The sequence below is a fragment of the Curtobacterium sp. 314Chir4.1 genome (genome assembly GCF_900215175.1).
In the GTDB taxonomy this organism is placed as follows: Bacteria; Actinomycetota; Actinomycetes; order Actinomycetales; family Microbacteriaceae; genus Curtobacterium; species Curtobacterium pusillum_A.
The window spans coordinates 519,904-539,884 of the sequence record NZ_OCMI01000002.1 but is presented as its reverse complement, the minus strand read 5'-3'; the positions used below and the strand labels follow the sequence as shown (position 1 = coordinate 539,884).

Annotated in this window: 18 protein-coding genes; 9 read left to right on the top strand and 9 right to left on the bottom strand. The window is 71.0% G+C overall.

The genetic code is table 11. The features are described from left to right. Positions 1-16: 16 nt before the first annotated feature. The 7 genes from CRP27_RS07495 (at position 17) to CRP27_RS07465 (ending at position 7,325) form a co-directional block, all read left to right on the top strand. Positions 17-928 (top strand): ABC transporter ATP-binding protein, encoded by a 912-nt coding sequence (locus CRP27_RS07495; protein WP_097180060.1) that lies wholly within the window; start codon positions 17-19, stop codon positions 926-928. Then, positions 925-1,788 carry an ABC transporter permease subunit gene (locus CRP27_RS07490; RefSeq protein ID WP_097180059.1) on the top strand — a complete coding sequence of 288 codons (864 nt, stop codon included), beginning with the start codon at positions 925-927 and terminating at the stop codon, positions 1,786-1,788. The genes CRP27_RS07495 and CRP27_RS07490 overlap by 4 nt, the downstream gene beginning before the upstream one ends. Beyond that, positions 1,785-3,047 carry a sensor histidine kinase gene (locus CRP27_RS07485; protein ID WP_176505499.1) on the top strand — a complete coding sequence of 421 codons (1,263 nt, stop codon included), beginning with the start codon at positions 1,785-1,787 and terminating at the stop codon, positions 3,045-3,047. Before CRP27_RS07490 ends, CRP27_RS07485 begins: the two co-directional genes overlap by 4 nt. Beyond that, positions 3,044-3,700 (top strand): response regulator transcription factor, encoded by a 657-nt coding sequence (locus CRP27_RS07480; protein ID WP_097180057.1) that lies wholly within the window; start codon positions 3,044-3,046, stop codon positions 3,698-3,700. The genes CRP27_RS07485 and CRP27_RS07480 overlap by 4 nt, the downstream gene beginning before the upstream one ends. A 95-nt stretch (positions 3,701-3,795) precedes the next feature. After that, complete coding sequence (locus CRP27_RS07475) at positions 3,796-5,847, top strand: transglycosylase domain-containing protein (protein ID WP_255257473.1); 2,052 nt, start codon at positions 3,796-3,798, stop codon at positions 5,845-5,847. A 51-nt stretch (positions 5,848-5,898) separates the two neighbouring features. After that, on the top strand, positions 5,899-6,900 hold the full coding sequence (locus CRP27_RS07470) for a zinc-binding dehydrogenase (protein ID WP_097180056.1): 1,002 nt from the start codon (positions 5,899-5,901) through the stop codon (positions 6,898-6,900). Continuing rightward, positions 6,897-7,325 (top strand): MarR family winged helix-turn-helix transcriptional regulator, encoded by a 429-nt coding sequence (locus tag CRP27_RS07465; protein ID WP_097180055.1) that lies wholly within the window; start codon positions 6,897-6,899, stop codon positions 7,323-7,325. Before CRP27_RS07470 ends, CRP27_RS07465 begins: the two co-directional genes overlap by 4 nt. A gap of 81 nt (positions 7,326-7,406) precedes the next feature. On the opposite strand, the gene CRP27_RS07460 is transcribed toward CRP27_RS07465, so the two are convergent. Genes CRP27_RS07460 through CRP27_RS07445 form a run of 4 tightly spaced genes read right to left on the bottom strand, consistent with a single transcriptional unit; the run spans position 7,407 to position 11,489 of the window. Further along, the gene (locus CRP27_RS07460) at positions 7,407-8,435 is read right to left on the bottom strand and encodes an ABC transporter substrate-binding protein (protein ID WP_097180054.1); all 1,029 of its coding nucleotides are present in this window, start codon (positions 8,433-8,435) and stop codon (positions 7,407-7,409) included. Between the two features lie 11 nt (positions 8,436-8,446). Further along, on the bottom strand, positions 8,447-9,286 hold the full coding sequence (locus CRP27_RS07455; protein ID WP_097180053.1) for an ABC transporter ATP-binding protein: 840 nt from the start codon (positions 9,284-9,286) through the stop codon (positions 8,447-8,449). Next, positions 9,283-10,413 carry an iron chelate uptake ABC transporter family permease subunit gene (locus CRP27_RS07450; protein ID WP_097180052.1) on the bottom strand — a complete coding sequence of 377 codons (1,131 nt, stop codon included), beginning with the start codon at positions 10,411-10,413 and terminating at the stop codon, positions 9,283-9,285. Before CRP27_RS07450 ends, CRP27_RS07455 begins: the two co-directional genes overlap by 4 nt. Beyond that, entirely contained in the window at positions 10,410-11,489 is a 1,080-nt protein-coding gene (locus CRP27_RS07445; RefSeq protein ID WP_255257472.1) for an iron ABC transporter permease, read from the bottom strand. Before CRP27_RS07445 ends, CRP27_RS07450 begins: the two co-directional genes overlap by 4 nt. 28 nt (positions 11,490-11,517) lie before the next feature. On the opposite strand from CRP27_RS07445, the gene CRP27_RS07440 reads away from it, so the two are divergent. Continuing rightward, on the top strand, positions 11,518-12,345 hold the full coding sequence (locus CRP27_RS07440) for a siderophore-interacting protein (RefSeq protein WP_097180050.1): 828 nt from the start codon (positions 11,518-11,520) through the stop codon (positions 12,343-12,345). A 704-nt stretch (positions 12,346-13,049) separates the two neighbouring features. Here the strand turns inward: CRP27_RS07440 and CRP27_RS07435 are convergent. The 3 genes from CRP27_RS07435 to CRP27_RS07425 are packed head-to-tail and all read right to left on the bottom strand — an operon-like array spanning position 13,050 to position 16,328. After that, a complete protein-coding gene (locus tag CRP27_RS07435) occupies positions 13,050-13,964 on the bottom strand; it encodes a carbohydrate ABC transporter permease (protein WP_083413944.1) in 915 nt (304 codons plus the stop codon). 1 nt (position 13,965) lies between these two features. Further along, positions 13,966-14,937, bottom strand: a complete 972-nt coding sequence (locus CRP27_RS07430) for a carbohydrate ABC transporter permease (RefSeq protein ID WP_097180049.1) — start codon at positions 14,935-14,937, stop codon at positions 13,966-13,968. A 23-nt stretch (positions 14,938-14,960) separates the two neighbouring features. Continuing rightward, entirely contained in the window at positions 14,961-16,328 is a 1,368-nt protein-coding gene (locus tag CRP27_RS07425) for an extracellular solute-binding protein (RefSeq protein WP_097180048.1), read from the bottom strand. Between the two features lie 225 nt (positions 16,329-16,553). Between CRP27_RS07425 and CRP27_RS07420 the strand changes: the two genes are divergently transcribed. After that, the gene (locus CRP27_RS07420) at positions 16,554-18,059 is read left to right on the top strand and encodes an alpha-N-arabinofuranosidase (RefSeq protein ID WP_097180047.1); all 1,506 of its coding nucleotides are present in this window, start codon (positions 16,554-16,556) and stop codon (positions 18,057-18,059) included. A gap of 390 nt (positions 18,060-18,449) precedes the next feature. On the opposite strand, the gene CRP27_RS07415 is transcribed toward CRP27_RS07420, so the two are convergent. Beyond that, the gene (locus CRP27_RS07415) at positions 18,450-18,740 is read right to left on the bottom strand and encodes a hypothetical protein (protein WP_097180046.1); all 291 of its coding nucleotides are present in this window, start codon (positions 18,738-18,740) and stop codon (positions 18,450-18,452) included. A gap of 135 nt (positions 18,741-18,875) precedes the next feature. Beyond that, positions 18,876-19,916, bottom strand: a complete 1,041-nt coding sequence (locus CRP27_RS07410; RefSeq protein ID WP_255257471.1) for a LacI family DNA-binding transcriptional regulator — start codon at positions 19,914-19,916, stop codon at positions 18,876-18,878. Positions 19,917-19,981: the final 65 nt, after the last annotated feature.

The following is a 19,981-nucleotide window of genomic DNA, read 5'->3' as shown; positions in this document are numbered from 1 at the left end:
TTCGTAGCGTTGCCGCATGATCGAGATCCAGAACCTGACGAAGCGCTACGGCGAGAAGACCGCCGTCGACGACGTGTCGTTCACCGTCCGGCCCGGTGTCGTCACCGGGTTCCTCGGGCCGAACGGCGCCGGGAAGTCCACCACGATGCGCGCGGTGATGGGCCTGGACAGCCCGACGTCCGGCAGCGCCGTGGTCGACGGACGTCCGTACCGCGAGCTCCGCGACCCGCTGCGCCGCGTGGGGGCCCTGCTCGAGGCGAAGGCCGTGCACAAGGGCCGCAGCGCGTACGACCACCTGCTCGCCCTCGCCGTCACCCACCGCATCCCGAAGTCGCGGGTGGAGGAGGTCATCGGCATGACCGGGCTGGAGAACGTCGCGAAGAAGCGCGTCGGAGGGTTCTCCCTCGGCATGGGGCAACGTCTCGGCATCGCGGCGGCACTGCTCGGCGACCCGCAGACCCTGATCCTCGACGAGCCGGTCAACGGCCTCGACCCCGAGGGTGTCGTGTGGGTGCGACAGCTCGCCCGGAGCCTGGCCGCCGAGGGGCGCGCCGTGTTCATCTCCAGCCACCTCATGAGCGAGATGGCGCTGACGGCGGACCGCATCGTCGTGATGGGTCGCGGGCGGGTACTGGCCGACACGGACCTCGCCGACCTCGTGGCCTCGTCGACCGAGCGGTCGGTGTCGGTGCGCACGCCCGAACCCGATCGGCTCATGACGGCGATCGCCGGGCCGGACGTCGCGATCGCGTACGAGGACGGCGGCGGCCTGCGCGTCCGCGGCCTCGGCGCCGAGCAGATCGGTGAGGCCGCTGCGGCGTCCGGCATCGTCCTGCACCAGCTCGCCTCGACCGCGGCGAGCCTCGAACAGGCCTACCTCGAGCTGACGCACGACGAGGTCGAGTACCGATCGGAGGTCGCGCGATGAGCGCCACCATGACGGCCGAACGGCCGCGCACCACCGTCCACCACGACGACGTCCGCCTGCGGTTCTCCGGGGTCCTGCACTCCGAGTGGGTCAAGCTGCGGTCGCTCCGCTCGACGATCTGGAGCTACCTCGTCCTGATCCTGCTGCCGATCGGCATCGGGGTCCTGCTGGCCTCGTTGGCGAACACCGACGGGAAGACGCTCACCGGCGACGCCGCCCGCAACGCGCTCGTGCAGTACAGCACGAGCGGCGCGACGATCTCGGTCCTCGTCGTCGCGGTGATCGGCGCCCTCGTCGTCACCGGTGAGTACGGCACCGGCATGATCCGGTCGACCTTCGCCGCCGTGCCCCGGCGGTGGGAGGCGCTCGCTGCGAAGGGGGTCGTCCTGGCCGCGAGCGTGTTCGTCGCCAGCGCGGTGAGCGTGTGGGCGACGGCGTTCATCACGATGCCGATCGCCAACGCCAACGGCGTCGAGGCATCGCTCGACGGCGGCGTCGCGATGCCGCTGCTCGGGGCGTCCGTGTACCTGACGCTCATCGGCCTGCTCGCCTTCGCGGTGGGCATCATCCTGCGGTCCACAGCGGGGGCGATCGCCAGTGTGCTCGGCCTCATGCTCGTCGCCCCGGTGATCGTGCAGCTCGTCCAGGGCTTCACGAACGCGAAGTGGCTCGGCACGGTGAACAACGTGCTCCCGCAGAACGCCGGACAGCCGCTGATGCAGTTCGGCACGGAGGACACGTCCGGATGGCACGACGGCGTCCTAGCCTTGAGCGGGTGGAGTGGATTCGCGGTGCTGGCGGCGTGGGTGGTCGTCGCGACGATGACGGCCCTCGTCCTCGCCCAGAAGCGAGACGCGTGACGCCAGCGAGAACGTTCTCCGGCGCCCTCGACGGCGCCGGGGACGTCACGCTGCCCGTCCCGCCCGGCCCGATCCGACGCCTGTGGGCCGGGCACCCGCGCGTCGCGGACGCCCTGCTCATCCTGTTCTGGGGCGGTCCCGAGTTCGCGTTCGCGATCGCCGGCGTGTGGCGCGCGGACGAGTCCGTCGCGAACACCGTCATCGTCCTGGTCCTCGTGGGCATCGCGGTGTCGGGCATCCCGTTCCGCCGCACCCGGCCGCAGGTCACCGTGGTGGCCGGTCTCGTGTCGGTCATCGCGATGGCGTGGACCGAGGCCGGGTACTCGCCGATGCTCTTCGCCGCCTTCGCCGCGTGCGTCTGGTGGTCCCGGGCGGCAGGCTGGTGGAGCATCGCCGTCGCGTCGGTGCTCGGAGCCGCCGCGACCGCCGTGCGGGTGTGGGTCGTCGCGCCGGGATCGGGTGGCCTCGGCGAGGTCTTCGCGCCGGCACTGCCCGCCTTCCTCGTGATCGCGGTCCTGATCGGCACCACCACAGGGGACCGGCGCCGCTACACCGAGGCGTTGATCGAACGCGCACGCCAACTCGCTCGGGAACGGGACCAGCAGGCCCGGCTCGCCGCCGTGGCGGAGCGCGCGAGGATCGCGCGCGAGATGCACGACATCGTTTCGCACTCGGTGACGGTGATGGTCCGGCTGGCCGAGGGGGCCGCCGCCGGTCTCCCGCCCTCGGAGCCGTCCGCGGTCGCCATGCACGGCGTCGCCGAGGTGGGCCGCAGCGCGATGACCGACATGCGGCGGATGCTCGGGGTGCTGAACGACGGGGACACCGGGGCGCAGCCGAACACGCCGGCGCCACATGCACCCCAGCCCGCGATCCGGGACCTCCCGCAGCTCGTCGACGGCTTCCGGACGCTCGGCACCCCCGTCACGCTCGAGCTCGTCGGTGCCCCGCCGGACGACGACGCCCTCCAGCTCGCCGTGTACCGGATCGTGCAGGAGTCGCTCACGAACGCCGTCCGGTACGCCCCCGACGCCCGCGCCGTCTCGGCGGTCGTGACGTCGACCACGGACAGCGTCGTCGTCCTGGTCGCCGACGACGGACGCCGCTCCGCCCCCGACACCCCCATCGGCGCCGGCCGCGGACTCATCGGCATCCGCGAACGGGTGCACGCGCTCGACGGCAGCGTCGGCGCCGGTCCCCGGCCCGACGGCGGCTGGGAGGTCCGGGCCTCGATCCCGATCAGGAAGGTGACCGCATGATCCGCGTCGCGATCGTCGACGACCAGCAGCTCATCCGGACCGGGTTCCGGCTGCTGCTCGAGGCACAGCCCGACATCGAGGTGGTGGGGGAGGCCGAGGACGGAGCCGCCGGTGTCCAGCTCGCCCGCGCCCACCACCCGGACGTGGTGCTCATGGACGTCCGGATGCCGCGGGTGGACGGGGTCACGGCGACGGCGGCGATCGTGGAGCAGGTGCCCGACACGCGGGTGCTCGTCCTCACGACGTTCGACCTCGACGAGTACGCGTTCGGCGGGCTCCGCGCCGGGGCGAGCGGCTTCCTGCTGAAGGACATCAGCTCGGCGCAGTTGCTCGACGCGGTCCGGGCGGTGGCGTCGGGCGAGGCGGTCGTGTCGCCGCGGGTCACGCAGCGGATGCTCGAGCTCTTCGGCACGCGGCTGCCCGACCCGGAGGACGGCGGGGGAGACGCGGCGTCGGTGTTGACACCCCGGGAGCGGGACGTGCTGCTCGCGATCGCCGGTGGACTGTCGAACCAGGAGATCGCGGCGGCGCTGCACACCAGCGAGTCGACGGTGAAGACGCACGTCGGTCGGGTCCTCGCGAAGCTCGGCCTGCGGGACCGTGTGCACGCGGTGATCTTCGCGTACGAACACGGGCTGGCTCGCGCTTCGTAACGATCCGTACCGCCTCGGCGCTTTCCCAGTCGACGTGTCGGACTTCTCCGGCGAAGTCCCGGCGGTCGTCCGAGGACGGCTGGGACGCTCCGGCCATGACGTTCAGACGTGCAGGGGGAGCCGTGTTCGGCTTCGTGGGTGGCAGTGTGCTCGCCGGGTTGCTGGTCGGGGTCGGCGTGACGCCGGTGCTCGCGGTCGCGGGCGTGGGGACGAGCTCGGCGATCGGGGTGTTCGACTCGATGCCGGAGTACATCGAGATCGGGGACCTCCCGCAGCGCAACGAGATCTGGGCGTACCGCGGCGGGCAGCCCGTGCACCTGGCGAACGTGTGGGCGCAGAACCGGCAGGAACTCACCCTCGACCAGATCAGCGACACCCTCGAGCACGCGGCAGTCGACGGCGAGGACAAGCGCTTCTACGAGACCGGCGGGGTCGACGCGACGAGCATGGTCCGGTCGCTCGTGAGCGTCATCGCGGCCGGTGGCAAGGGCGGCTCCGGGGGTTCGACGCTGACGATGCAGCTCGTGCGGAACATCAAGATCCAGCAGGCGAGCGAGCTCCCCACCGAGGCGGAACGCGACGCGGGCTACAAGGAGGCGACCAAGCGGTCCGCGAACCGGAAGCTCGCCGAGATGAAGCTCGCGATCGGACTCGCGAAGGAGTACTCGAAGCAGGAGATCCTGACGGCCTACCTCAACATCGCCTACTTCGGCGACCAGACGTACGGCGTGCAGTCGGCCGCGCAGCACTACTACGGCAAGGACGCCACCGACCTCAGCCCGGCCGAGGCGGCGTCCCTGATCGCGATCGTCCAGTGGCCCGAACGCCGCGACCTCTCGACGCCGTCGCACTACGACGGCAACGTCGCCCGGCGCGATGTCATCCTCCGCTCGATGCACGACCAGGGGCACCTGACCCGGGCCGAGTTGACCGAGGCGCTCGCGTCGAAGCCGGCCGACTACGTCCGCATCACCGCGCCGCAGCAGGGCTGCGAGGCGGTCGCCCACGGCGCGGAGTTCTTCTGCGACTACGCGGTGCGCGTCGCGCAGGAGCTGCCGCAGCTCGGCCCGACCGAGGAACGCCGCGAGGACGCGTGGCGGAAGGGCGGCTACCGGATCCAGACGACGCTCGACCTCGACCTGAACGGGCAGCAGAAGGACCTGCTCGACCGGTACGACCCGGCGTCCGAGTCCCGGTTCGCCCTCGGTGCCACCCTCGACACGGTGGAGGCCGGCACCGGACGCGTCCTGACGATGGCGCAGAACACGGACTACGACCGCTCGGACCGTGCCCCGGCCACCGCGACGTCGCTCAACTACGCGACCGACCACGCGTACGGGGGATCGAGCGGCTTCCAGGTCGGGTCGACGTACAAGATGTTCACGCTGCTGGCGTGGCTCGCCGCGGGCAAGAGCCCCGACGCGGTCGTGAACGGCACGCGGCACGCGCAGAGCACCTGGACCCAGTGCGGGCAGACGATCACCGCGTTCTGGGACCCGAAGAACGACTCGCCTGGCCAGACCGGTCCCTACACGGTGCGTGCCGCCACGGCGCAGTCGGTGAACGCGGCGTACGCGTCCATGGCCGCGCAGCTCGACCTGTGCGACATCCGCGACGTGGCCGCGAGCCTCGGCGTGCATCCGGCTCGCGGCGGCGACCTGCCGGCGAACCCGGCGGCCGTGCTCGGCACGACGAGCATCGCCCCGCTCACGATGGCAGCCGCGTACGCCGGCATCGCGAACGGCGGGGTGTACTGCGCGCCGGTGGTCGTCGACCAGGTGACCGACCGCGACGGCAAGCAGCTCGGCGGGCAGCCGAAGACCTGCCGGCAGGCCGTCTCGCCCACGGTGGCGTCGACCGCGTTCGAGGTGATGCAGGGCGCGTTCCGGGGCGGCACCGCGAGCGGTGGCCAGACCCCGGACGGCGCCACGCTGTTCGGCAAGACCGGTACCACCGACGCCGCCGACCAGATCTGGCTCGTCGGCGGGACGAAGCGCGCGGTGACGGCCTACTGGCAGGGCAACACGGACGGCGGCACGACGAACCTGCGGCACTACTCGAGCGGCGAGGGCACCTACGCCGGTACGCGTGCCGCGGTCTGGCGGCAGGCGCAGACGGGGGTGAACGCGGCTCTGCCGGCCGGCTGATCGACGAAACCGTCTGTGGAAGTATCTTCCGTGGAATGCTAATCTCGTCGCATGGCTGATGCGATGCGCGCGATCGTCCTCGACGGACCGGGGGCGCCGGATGCCCTCCGGATGCGGACCGTCCCCGTTCCGGAACCTGCGGAGGGGTGGGTCCTCGTCCGGGTGGAGGCATTCGGCCTCAACCGTTCCGAGCAGCACTTCCGGCAGGGGCTCGGGTCGTTCGGGTCGTTCCCGCGCATCCCGGGCATCGAGGCGACGGGCCGTGTCGTCCGTGCGCCTGGCGGGGAGTTCGCACCCGGACAACAGGTCGTCGCGCTGATGGGCGGGATGGGGCGGACCATCGACGGCGGGTACGCCGAGTACGCCTGCGTCCCGGCGGCGAGCGTCGTCCCGGTCCGGAGCACGCTCGACCCGGCGGTGCTCGGTGCCCTGCCGGAGATGGTGCAGACGGCGTACGGCTCGCTCACCACCGGGATCGACCTGCGTGACGGCGGGACGGTCCTCGTCCGTGGCGGGACCTCGTCGGTCGGGTTGGCGATCGCGGTGCTCGCGAAGGAGCGCGGGGCCACGGTGTTCTCGACCACGCGATCGGCCGCACACGCCGACGTGCTCCGCGCCGCAGGTGTCGACCACGTGCTCGTCGATGACGGGGCGGTGGCCGCGCAGGTCCGCGCGATCCGGCCGGACGGGGTGGACGGTGCGGTCGAGCTCGTCGGTGCCGGAGTCCTCCGCGACACCCTCCGCGCGGTCGCCGTGCACGGGACCGTGTGCTTCACGGGGATGCTCTCGGACGAGTGGATCGTGCCGGACTTCTCCCCGAACGACGTCATCCCGAACGGCGTCCGGCTCACGGCGTACTCCGGCACCGCGGCGGACCTGCCGGCCGAGGTCCTCCAGCGTGTGGTCGACGCCGTCGCGGACGGCACGATGACGTTCCCGATCAGCCGGGTCTACGACTTCACGGAGCAGGACGTCGTGCGGGCGCACGGTGACATGGAGTCGGGAACCGTGCGCGGCAAGCTCGTCGTGCGCGTCGAGGGTGGTCGGTCGTGAGTGCTCAGGACCGTCTCGAGTTCTTCGATGCGCTCGTCCGGACGCAGATCGCGGTGTGGAACGCCGCCGACACGGCGGTCACCGCGGCGAGTGGGTTGTCCCTCGGGAGCGTCACCGCGCTCCGGGTGGTCGACGGACGAGGGGGCACGGCACGGGTGCAGGACGTCGCGGAGACCGTCGTCATCACGGTGGGCGCGGCGAGCAAGGTCGTCGATCGTCTCGAGCGCGAGGGGTGCGTGCGCCGTGTCCCGCACCCGGACGACCGCCGGTCCTCGCGGCTGGAGGTGACGCCGGAGGGCGCCCGCGCCCTGGCCGTGGCGCGCGCGGCGCTCGACGGCGCGCTCGAGGCGGCGACAGCTGGGGTGCCCGCCGCGCACCTGGAGCAGGTGCGCGCAGTGCTCGCCCGGATCCGGCGAGGCGACTGACGCTCTGCAGGTGACCAGTGGAACGGACTGGAGGCGCGGTGCCAGCTGGCACCGCGCCTCCAGTCCGCCGGTCGGTCGCGTCTACGACAGCTTCTTGCTGTCCTCGAGCCAGCCCGCCATCTTCTGCATGTAGTCGGCCTGCGACGCGTAGTCGAGGGCCGGGAAGGTCCAGCTGTGGACCTGACCCGCCTGCAGGGCGGCGTTGTCCGCGAAGGTCGGCTGCTTCTCGAGGTCCGCGACCTGGTAGCCCTGCTGCGACAGCAGGATCACGTCGCCGGTGATCTGGCCCGCGTTCTCCCACGAGTAGATGCCCCAGTAGAAGCCCTTCGGCTTCGGGTTCACGAAGTCGACGCCGAACGACGAGTACATCTGGAGCGACGGTTCGTCGGTCGGTCGGGTGACGTACGCGCCGTCGCCGTCGGCGTACATCGACACCACCGAGAGGTCCTTGTCCTTCGCCACCTTCTCGAGCTCGTCGGCCGCGGTGTCGAAGCGCTTCTCGGCCTTGTCGACCGTTGACTCCTTCGCGCCGAGCGACTCCGCCAGGTCGGCGATCTTCTCGATGACGTCCTCGCCCTTGCCGCCCCACTTCACCTGCACGACGGGAGCGATCGCCTGGATCTGCTTCTGCTGTTCCATGTCCTTGAAGCCGTACCCGGGCTGCGTCGTGTCGAGCGTGCCCTGCTCGTCGGTCGGGTAGACCGAGGTCACGACGAGGTCGGGCTTGAGCGCTGCGAGCTGCTCGAGGTCGATGTCGCCGTAGGCCTCGCCGAGCTGCGTGATGCCGTCCGTGTCGAGGCCCGTGAAGCGGGCGTCCTTCGCCATCGTGAGCTGGCCGAAGGTCCCGACGGGCTGCAGGCCGTACTCGATGAACGAGAGCGCGATGTCGTTGAGCACGACGACGCGCTTCGGGGTGTGGTCGACCTTGACGGTCGCGCCGGTGGCGTCCTTGTACGACCAGGCGCCGTCGGCGGCGGCGGTGCTGCCGCTGCCAGCGGAGTCGGAGCCGTTCGAGCTGCTCGTGCTGGAGCAGCCGGCGAGGAGGAGGGCCGAGACGGCCACGGAGGTCACGAGGGCGGCACGGAGGGAGCCGCGGCGGGGGATCTTCACGTTAGGAGAGGCTAACCTAAGTTCGCCGCACTCGCCAGTTCTCGGTCGTGGATGACGTCGTGCTCGTCCGCTTCGGGGACGATCATCGGCGCGCCGGTCACCGGGTCCGCGACGACCCGGGCGTGCAGTCCGAACGCGCGCTCCAGGAGCTCCGGGGTCAGGACGTCCGACGGGGTGCCGTCCGCAGCGACCCCGCCCTCGTGCAGCACCACGAGCCGGTCCGAGTAGCGCGCGGCGAGGGACAGGTCGTGCAGGACCATCACGACGGTCGACCCCTGCTCGCGGTTGAGACGTCGGACGAGCCGGAGGACCTCGAGCTGGTGCGCGAGGTCGAGGTAGGTCGTCGGTTCGTCGAGCAACAGCGTCTCCGCCTGCTGCGCGACGACCAGGGCGATCCAGGCGCGCTGCCGCTGGCCGCCGGACAGGCTCGCGACGTCACGGTGTGCGACCTCGGTGAGCCCGGTCGCGGCGATGGCCTGCTCGGCGACGTCGGCGTCGCCCGCCGTCCACGGCTTCGCCCACGACTGGTGCGGGTTCCGGCCGCGCATCACCAGGTCGAGCACGCTCGTACCGGCCGGGGCGACCGGGGACTGCGGCAGGATCGCGAGCTTCCGGGCGACCGCGCGGTTCGGCTCGTTGCGGATCGGGACGCCGTCGAGGTGGACTTCGCCGGCCTGTGGCTTGAGCACCCGGCCGAACGCCTTGAGCAGGGTCGACTTGCCGCAGCCGTTCGCGCCGAGGAACGTCGTCACGGTGCCGCGTTCGATCCGGAGGTCCAGGTCGGCGAGCACCGGGTGGCGGTCGTAGCCGACGGACAGGCCGCGGGCCTCGAGGACGGGGACGTTGTTCATCGGGACATCTCCTTGCGGTGACGGACGAGCAGCCAGATCAGGTACGGGGCGCCGACGACGGTCGTGACGATGCCGACGGGCACCTGCCACGGGAACGCCGCACGGGCCAGCAGGTCCGCGGCGAGGACGAGGACGGCGCCGAGCGCTCCCGCGAGCAGGAGCGGGGGACGGTTCGTCCCGGCGAGCCGGAGCCCGATCTGCGGCACCACGAACGCCACGAACCCGACCGGGCCGGCAGCGGCGACGGCAGCGGCGGTGAGGACGACCGCGAGCGCGATCACGACGAGCCGGTGGCGCTGGACGGCCAGGCCCACACCGGTCGCGACCTCGTCCCCGAGCTGCCCGATGCCGAGCGCCGCACTGGTCGCCAGGGCGAGGGGGACCGCCACGGCGGCGACGACGAGCAACGGCCACACGGTGGTCCACGACGTGCTGCTGAGGCTGCCGACGAGCCACTGCGACGCGGCCGCCGCCGCGGTGATCTTCGCCCGGACGAGCAGGTAGCTCGTCACGGCGTCGAGCGTCGCGCTCACGCCGATGCCGACGAGGACGAGTCGGTAGCTCTGCACGCCGCCCCGCCACCCGAGGCCGTACACCGCGACGGCGGCGACCAGCGCGCCGATGGTCGCAGCGATCGGGATCCCGCCGCCGAGCACGATCGCGGACACCGAGTACGTGCCGCCACCGAGCACGATCGCGGCCACGGCGCCGACGCTCGCTCCCGAGGTCACGCCGATGATGTCCGGCGTGCCGAGCGGGTTGCGTGTGAAGGTCTGCGTCAGGGCTCCGGCCACGCCGAGGGTGAGGCCGACGAGGGCGCCGGTGAGCACGCGCGGGAGCCGGAGGTTCTCGACGATGAACGCGTCGGGGCCGGTCTCGAGCCCGAGCAGCGACCGCACGACCGTCACGGGGGTGATCCACGTCGAGCCGATCGCGACGCCGAGGACGACGAGCAGCACGGCGGAGCCGAGTGCGGCGACCGTGTACCAGAAGACGCGGGGGCGCCAGGCGAGGCCGACCGGGCCGACGACGACGCCGCGGCGGCCGGGGGCGGTGGGGACCGTGTTCGGGCTCGTGTCGGGGCGGGCCGCGCCGGTGCCTGTCGCGCCGGTGCCTGTCGCGCTCACAGCGACACCAGCGATCGGCGGCGGGCGACCGCGACGAACACCGGACCGCCGATGACGGCCAGGACGATGCCGACCTCGACCTCGGCGAACCCGCCGACGAGCCGACCCACCACGTCGGCGAGCAGCACGAGCGACGCCCCGACGAGTGCGGACACGGGCAGCGTCCAGCGGTGTCCGGTGCCGACGAGGGCGCGGGCGACGTGCGGGACGGTCAGCCCGACGAAGCCGATCGGCCCAGCGGCAGCGGTCGCCCCGGCGGCGAGGAGCGTGATCCCGCCGAGCCCGACGAGCCGCGCGACGACGATGTTCTCGCCCAGGCCCTTCGCGAGCTCCGTACCGAGCCCGAGCGCGTCGAGGGCCCGCACGTTCAGCACGGCGAGCACGAGTCCGGCGACGAGGAACGGCCACACGGCACCGAGCACGTCGAGCTGCCGGGCGGCGAGCGACCCGACCACCCACAGTCGGTACGCGTCGAGGGAGTCCTGGTCGGTGAGCACGACGAAGGACGTCAGTGCGCCGAGGAGCGCCGAGACCGCAGCGCCGGCGAGGGCGAGGGGGACCGGGCTCGCCGTCCCGCTGCCCGCGATCGTCACGGAGAACACGACGACGCTCGCGACGACGGCCCCGACGAGGGCGAACCAGACGGTCGCGCCGGTGCTCGTCACGCCGAAGACGTACACACCGATGACGACCGCGAGCCCCGCACCCGACGAGACACCGAACAGACCGGGGTCGGCGAGCGGGTTCCGGGTGTGGCCCTGCATGAGGAGTCCGGCGATGCCGAGGGCCGCGCCGACGGCGGCACCGATGAACGTGCGGGGGATCCGCGAGCCCCAGACGATCGCCTCGTCGGTGCTGCTCCCGGAGCGGGTCAGGCCGTCGAGGACCCGGTCGACACCGATCCGGTTGCTGCCGAGCAGCATGCTCGCCACTGCCACCGCGGCGAGCACCGCGAGGAGGCCGACGATCACGAGGACGCGGCGACGGACGGCTGCTCGGTGGACGCCGAGGGCATCCGTCAGGTCGACGGCGCGGGCATCCGGAGCGGAAGCCAGGGCGGGGGTGGGGGCTGGCACGGAGATCATCTTAGGTTAGCCTTGCCTCATGGCGAAGACCCCGCGGCTCCTGCCCGAGAACCCCCGGCTCTTCCGCGCTCGTGTCCTCCGGAGCGAGCGCCTGACACCGTCGATGCAGCGCGTCACGGTGACCGGCGACGACCTCGCCGAGTTCGGCTACCTCGGCTTCGACCACTGGTTCCGGCTGTTCGTCCAGCGCCCCGACCAGGACGCCTTCCGGATGCCGGACCTCGACGGCAAGAAGTGGTGGCCGACGTTCCTCGCGATCCCCGAGGACGTCCGCCCGCACTGCGCGAACTACACCGTCGCCGAGTTCCGCGCCGAGTCCCGCGAGATGGACATCGACTTCGTCGTGCACACCGGAGCCGACGGCGAACCCGAGGGCCGCGCCGCCATCTGGGCCTGCGCCGCCCGCCCGGGTGACGAGCTGGCGATGCTCGACCAGGGCTGCATCTTCGACGTCCCCGAGGGCACGAGCGAGATCGTCATCGCTGCCGAGGAGACCGGTCTGCCCGGCGTCGTCGGCATCGCGGCCGCCCTGCCGCGGGACGCCGTCGGCCGCATCATCCAGGAGGTCCCCACCGCCGGGGACGTCCGCGAACTCGACGCCCCGGCCGGGGTCACCGTCACGTGGATCGTCCGCGCGGAGACCCAGCACAGCGTGCCCGGTCGGGCGGCGCTCGCCGAACTGCAGCGGTACGTGCCGGCCGACGACCGCGGGTACGCGTTCGTCGTGGGGGAGTCGACGCTCGCGACCGAGGGGCGTCGGCACCTGCACCGTGCCGGCCTGCCGAAGTCCCGCATCACGTTCTCCGGGTTCTGGAAGCACGAGGCGCGCGAGTCCGTCTCCGCCTGAGCGCGCTCCGCCCGTTCTTTCCCAAAGCGCGTGCGGTACCTGGCGTTTCCGGGCGTACCGGCACGAAACTTCCGACCAGGTACGCCCGTTCCTGGCAGGCACGCCCGATTCCGGCAGGTACGCCCGGTTCCGTCCGGTGTGCCCGTCCCCGCCAGGTACGCCCGTTCCTGCCAGGCACGCCCGATTCTGGCAGGTACGCGCGGTTCCGCCCGGTGTGCCCGTTCCCGCCAGGTACGCCCGTTCCCGGCAGGCACGCCCGGTTCCGCTGGGCACCGCCGTTCCGCCCCGTACCGCCGACGCCGCCGGGTGTGCCTGTTCTTTCCCAACGCGCGTGCGATACCTGGTTGGAACGGGCGTACCGCCACGAAACTTCCGACCAGGTACGCCCGGTTCCGGCAGGTTCGCCCGGTTCCGCCGGGTGCGCCCGGTTCCGCGAGGTACGCCCGGTTCCGCTGGGCATCGCCGTTCCGCCCCGTACCGCCGACGCCGCCGGGTATGCCCGTTCTTTCCCAAAGCGCGTGCGATACCTGGTCGGAACGGGCGTACCGCCACGAAACTTCCGACCAGGTACGCCCGATTCCGCCGGGTACGCCCGATTCCACCAGGGGCGCGTACCTCCGGCAGGCAGGTGCGGACCCGACCACGGACGGACTGGAGGCGCGGTGCCAGCTGGCACCGCGCCTCCAGTCCGATGTGGGGTCGCGTCAGCCCTTGAGCCCGGACCCGGTCACACCCTCCACGATCTGCCGCTGGAAGATCAGGTAGAGGATGATCAGCGGCAACGCCGCCAGGATCGCCCCGGCTTGGATGTCGGCGTAACGCTGCCCGAAGCTGCCCTGGACCGTGGCGAGCCCGACCGGGATCGTCATGAGGTCCGGGTTGGACAGCACGAACAGCGGCAGCAGCAGGTTGTTCCACACCCCGACGAACGTCAGGATCGCCACCGCCGCGATGACCGGACGCGACAGCGGCAGGATCACCGACCAGTAGATCTTCCACATGCCGGCTCCGTCGATGCGGGCCGCCTCCTCGAGCTCCCGGGGGATGCCGTCGAAGAACTGCTTGAAGATGAACACCGCGATGACGGCGGGCACCTGCGGGAAGATGACCGACCAGTAGGTGTTCAGCAGGCCGACCGAGTTGAGCTCCTGGAAGATCGGGATGATCAGGACCTGCGTCGGGATCATGATGCCCAGGATGATGAGCAGGAACGCGACGTTCCGCCCGCGGAAGGCGAGCCGGGACAGCGCGAACGCCGCCATCGACGCGAACAGTACCGTCAGGGCGGTCGTCACGAGGCTCGTGATGCCGCTCGCCAGGTACCAGTTCCAGATGTCGCCGGCCTGGAACAGTGCCGCGTAGGAGTGCAGCGTCGGGTTCCAGTTCGACAGGATCGAGTTGGCGCCGAGGGCCGCGACGCCGTTGTCGGACAGGGACGTCTTCAGGGCGAACAGGCTCGGGATGAGCCAGATCACCGCGAAGACGCCGAGGATGATGCCGGCGACGAGGTTGAAGCCCTTGCCGGAGACGCCGATCTTCGCGGCGTTCGCCGGTGCCGCTGCGGAGACCCCGGTCCGGAGCTTCGGGCGGTCGGTCGTGATGCTCTCGGTGGTGGTCACGTCAGGCACCCATCTCTCGCTTGGCGGCAGCGCGCTCGACGAGCTGCCGGATGATCGCGATCGCGACGATCACGATGAACAGGAGCACCGATGCGGCCGATGCTGCGCCGAGTCGGTTGTCGGTGAAGCCGACGCCGGTGATGAGCTGCAGCGAGACCTGGGTCGAGATGCCCGGTCCGCCGTTCGTCATCAGGTAGACCTGGTCGAAGATCTTCAGGCTCGCGATGATCTGCAACAGGATGACGAGCGTCGTGGTGCGGCCGAGCAGTGGGAGCGTGATCGACTTGATCTGCTGCCAGTTCGACGCGCCGTCGACGGCAGCGGCTTCGTACAGTTCGCGCGGGATCTCCTGGAGGCCGGCGAGGTAGAGCACGAAGTTGAACCCGAGCGTCCACCACACCGTGGCGATCGCGACACCGATCATCGCGGTGTTCGGGCTCGCCAGGACGCCGGCGCCGGGGGTCAGGCCGATCGCCGACTGGATCGACGCGAACAGACCGGTGGCGGGCGTGAAGATGAACACCCAGATCAGTGAGATCGTCGCCGACGGCAGGATGAACGGCAGGAAGAACGCCAGTCGGAAGAACCACTGGCCGCGGTTCATCCGGTTCGTGAGCACGGCGAACAGGAACGCCAGGATGACGAGCGGCGGCGTCGTGTACAGCGTGAACTGCAGGGTGTGCCAGAGCGACGACCAGAAGTCGTCACGGCCGAGCATCTCCGCGTAGTTCGCGAACCCGGCGAAGCTGCCGAGCCCGGTGCGGACCGTCGAGGTGTTGAAGAAGCTCGACACGATCATCCACACCGTGGGGCCGAGCAGGAAGGCCAGGTAGAACAGGCCGAAGGGGGCGAGGAAGAGCCACCCCGAGCGGCCCTGGCCGCGCGTGAGGCTGGTTCGGAAGGAGCCGGCCCGGCGAGCACGCGGCGCCGTGGCGGCGTCGGTGGGCCGGTCGAGGACAGGTGCTGTGGTCACGTCGTCGTGCCTTTCGCGCGGGCTTACAGCGGGCTCGGGGTGTTGAGGTAGGTGGACAGCTGCGACTTGATCGCGGACATGGCCTGCGCCGAGGAGCTGCTGCCCTGCTGGACGAGGGCGAGCTGCGCGCCGACCGTGTTCTCGAAGGTCGACCCTGATCCGCCGTACCAGGCCGGGTCGTCGAACACGGCGGTCTCGGCGGCCGAGGCGTAGTTCGACTGCGGCGTGAGCTTCTTGTACGCGGTGCTGTTGTAGGTCGGCATGTAGGCCGGGACGTGTCCGCCCTGCGCCCACGTGAGGCTCTGCTCGAGCATCTGCTTGATGAAGAGCATGTGCGCCTTGCGCTGCTCGGGCGTGCGGTCCTTCCTCGGGAGGATGAACGTGTGCGAGTCGGCCTGCGTCGCCGGCTTGTCGAAGAGCTGCGGGATCGGCGCCATGCCGAACTTCAGGCCCTTGATCGACTGCGCCGTGCTGATCTCCCACTCGCCCTGCATGAAGAAGCCCGCCTTGCCGGTGAACATCAGCGTCTGCGCGGTGGCGTAGTCGAGACCCTTGTTGAGCCAGCCGTTCTTGACCCACTTCTGGGTCATGTCGGTGACCTTCGTGTACGCGTCCTCGTTCACCGTGAGCTTCGAGCCGCCGTCGCTGATGAACGGCGTCGCACCGTTGATCTGGTTGTACATCGTCCAGAAGAACCGCCACGGCGTTGCGATCTCGCTGACGTTCGCGACGTTGAGGGCCGTGCCGCCCGTGACCTTCGCGACCGCGGCGAGGGCGCTCTCGAAGGCGTCGATCCCGGTCAGGTCCTTGAGCTTGCCGTCGCTGTCGATGAGGCCGGCCTTCTGGCAGACATCAACGTTGTAGAAGAGCACGAACGGGTGGGTGTCGAGCGGGACGCAGATGTTCTTGCCGTCGGTCTTCTGCGCCGTCCAGGCCTTCTGGTTGAAGTCGCTCGCGCTCAGGCCCACGCTCGCCAGGTCGTCGCTCGTGATCGGGTCGAGCAGGTCGCCGTCCCAGAGCGGCTTCGCGCGGGTGAGGTGTGCGATCGCGACGTCCGGCGGCTTGTTCCCGACGGTGGCCAGTGTGACCTTGGAGTAGTACGGGTTGCCCCACGCGAACGTGGTCGCCTGCAGCGAGGAGGAGCCGCCGTGCTGTTTGGCGTAGCCGGCCTCCATCTCCTGCATGCGGAGGCCGTCACCGCCGCCGAACAGGTTCCAGAAGACGAGGGTCTCCGGGTTGAGCGGCGCCCCGGCGATGCCGGCGGCGAGGGGGCTGGAGCAGGCGGCGAGCGGCAGGACCGTCGCGGCGGCTGCGCCCGCGGCGAGGAGACTCCGCCGTGTGAAGGCGCCGCCTCGTGGGTGCGGGGTGGGTACGGGGATTCGGTTCGGCATGGCATCACTCCATCGGGACGGGCCGAGTCGGAGCAGGGTCGGTGCTCCGTGAGCGCTCACATTAGCGCGCGCCCCGGTGCACCGCCACCCTTTCTGCGAGGGTGACGGCCGATCCGTGACGTTCGTGGCCGCCCCTTTCGTGTCGCGCGGAAAGCCGCTAGCGTTTCAGGAACGTGAGCGCTCACTTTCGTCGAGCGCAGGCAGCCCCACGATCGAAGGAGATCCATGCCCCGCACACACCTCGTCCTCGACGCCGCGTTCACCGTGGGGCCGGTGCGACGTCGCCTGTTCGGCGGGTTCGTCGAACACCTCGGACGCCACGTCTACGACGGCATCCACGAGCCCGCGCACGAGACCGCTGACGAGCACGGCTTCCGTCGTGACGTGGTCGACCTCGTCAAGGAGCTGAACGTGTCCGCGATCCGCTACCCCGGCGGCAACTTCGTCTCCGGGTACAAGTGGGAGGACGGCGTCGGACCCGTCGAGCAGCGCCCGCGCCGGCTCGACCTCGCCTGGCACTCGACCGAGACGAACGAGGTCGGTCTGCACGAGTTCCAGCACTGGCTCGACCAGGTCGGCTCGGAGCTCATGCTCGCGGTGAACCTCGGGACCCGCGGCACCGCCGAGGCCATCGAGCTCCTCGAGTACGCCAACATCGACGCCGGCACCGCGCTGTCCGAGTACCGCCGCTCGAACGGCCGCACCGAGCCGTTCGGGATCAAGATGTGGTGCCTCGGCAACGAGATGGACGGTCCGTGGCAGCTCGGCCACAAGAACGCCGAGGACTACGGCAAGCTCGCGGCGATGACCGCCAAGGCGATGCGGCAGATCCAGCCCGACCTCGAGCTCGTCGCCTGCGGTTCGTCCGGCGCCTCGATGCCGACGTTCGGCGAGTGGGAGCGCACCGTCCTCGAGCACACCTACGACGACGTCGACTACATCTCCGCGCACGCCTACTACGAGGAGGACGGCGACCTCGCCTCGTTCCTCGCGTCCGGCGTCAACATGGACCACTTCATCAAGACGGTCACGACCGCCGCCGACCACGTGCAGGCGCAGAAGAAGTCCGACAAGCGGATCGACATCTCGTTCGACGAGTGGAACGTCTGGTCGCTCACGAAGTGGCACGAGCAGGCGAAGGAGTTCACGCTCGAGGAGTGGCCGGTCGCCCCGCGCCTCCTCGAGGACGTCTACACCGTCGCCGACGCCGTGGTCGTCGGTGGGCTGCTCATCTCGCTGCTCCGCCACGCGGACCGGGTCGCCTCGGCGTCGCTCGCGCAGCTCGTCAACGTGATCGGCCCGATCATGACCGAGCCCGGCGGCCCCGCCTGGCGACAGACGACGTTCTTCCCGTTCTCGCTGACGTCGAAGCTCGCCAACGGCACGTCGCTGCAGGTCAAGGCCTCGGGTGACACGGTCGACGGCGGCAAGTACGGCGAGGTGCCGGTCGTCGACTCGGCGGCCACCGTCGACGCCGACGGCACGGCCGCGGTCTTCCTCGTGAACCGCCACCCCTCCGAGTCCACGACCGTCACGATCGACCTCGCCGGCCTGACGGTCGACGGTGACGTCCGTGCCGAGGGCATCTGGGACGACGACGTGCACGCCGTGAACGACCTCGCGAACACCACCCGTGTCGGGCTACGTACCAACGAGTCCGTCCGCCGCGAGGGCGACACCATCACGATCGAGCTCCCGCCGGTCTCCTGGACCGCCGTGTCGATCGGCTGAGACGCCTCGGCGTACGCTCCGGCGGGCGTCGAGTGAGCACAGAGGGCGTCGGGCTGCTTCGCGGTCCCGGCGCCCTCTGCCGTGCTGGCTGTGTCCCGCGAACGCGACGGTGTTCCGGGGGCCGCACTCGTCCGTGTCGCGAAGGCGACACCTGTCCGCAGTAATCCAGCGCGGATCTATCGCTTTCGCGACGGCGGACGGGAGGCGCGGTGCGGGCTGGCGCCGTGCCTCCCGGCCGAGGGGTGGTCGCCGTCAGTGCCGCGAAAGCGACTCGCTGCTGCCTTCCGGGTTCGTCCGTGCCGCCAGGGCGACAGATGCCCGGGGGAGTTCAGCGGGAAAGTGTCGCTTTCGCGGACCGCGGCCGCGCGCCGCGCGCGCCGTCCGCGCCGCTCAGACGCGCGGCGGCGTGCAGCGCACGGCGCGCGCTCGCCACGAGATCTCCTCGACGAACGCGGTGGTGTCGGGGCCGAGCGGGTCGTCCGCCGCGTCCTCGACCAGCAGGCCGAGCGCGGGGGCCAGTAGGAACGAGGTGGTCGTGGTGCTCCCGAAAGCATCGACGGTCGGGACGGCGACGGTGTCTGCGAGTCCGGCGTGCGCGAGGGCGGCCGCGTAGTCGAGGACCGCATCGGCCGCCTCGTCGGTGGTGAGTACGGCGGTGAGCCCGTAGACGATGTTCTTCATGATCCGAACGCCGAGGTGGGGAGATGAGGACCGCAGCCGACGGCTCGTCCTCCGGACACACGGAAGTGGCGCACACCCGGGGCCGGGACAGCAATCCGGCTCCGAGTGCACGGTACGCCCCGGAGGCTGATCGCGTCAGCGCGCCGTCCGGGTGGGTGGGGCGGCCGTGCTGGATCGCTCGACGAGCCGGACGGGGACCAGGTCGGCCTCGGCCCTGACCTGCTGCCCGTCGATCTGGGCGAGGAGGTTCGTGACCGCGCGACGGCCGACCTCGTCGAAGGACTGGTGCACGGTGGTGAGCGGCGGCCAGAACGAGTCGGACTCGGGGGAGTCGTCGAAGCCCACCACGCTCAGGGTCTCCGGCACGGCGCGACCGAGCTCGTGGGCGGCACGGAGCACACCGAGCGCGGTCTGGTCGTTCGCGGCGAAGACGGCGGTGATGTCCGGCCGACCAGCGATCACCAGCCCGGCGCGGTAGCCGGACTCGGCGCTCCACCCGCCGTGGAACACCGGCGGGACCGGTCGCCCGGCGGCCTCGAGCGTGGCCTGCCAGGCGGCGAGGCGGCGTGCGGCGGAGTAGGACGATTCGGGCCCCGCGACGTGCCAGACGGTCTCGTGCCCGAGGTCGAGCAGGTGCTGCGTGGCCTGGCGTGCCCCGTCGGCCTGGTCGGTGTCGATCGCGGGGTGCTGCGTCGTGCCGGTCGAGTCGATCACGACCATCGGGACGCCGTCGGGCAGTGCCACTTCGGCCGTGTCGATGATGTGCGACTCGATGATGATGACGACCCCGTCGACGGCCTGTTCGTGCAGGCGGGAGAACGCCGAGCGGACGCCTTCCTCGGTGCGGGAGGCCATCGGCAGCAGGGTGATCGTGAAGTCGGCGGCTCCCGCGGCGTCGGCGATGGCCTCGAGCGTGCGCATGTTGCCGTACGAGGCGAGCGTGAACATGATCACGCCGATGGTGCGGAACCGGCCGGAGCGCAGGGCGCGTGCGGCGCGGTTCGGGCGGTACCCGAGGTCGTCCATCACGCGCTGGACGCGGTCGCGGGTGTCCGGGGAGACGTTGTCGAAGCCGCGGGCGACGCGGGACACGGTCTGCATCGAGACCCCGGCGGCCTCGGCCACGGCGGCCATCGAGGGGGAGCGGCGCGCGGCGGCGGACAGCTCGGTCGTCACGGGCGCCCCTTCTGTCCAGAGCCGGACGAAGTACTCCGGCGTCCCCGAACGCTAGCGCATGTTGA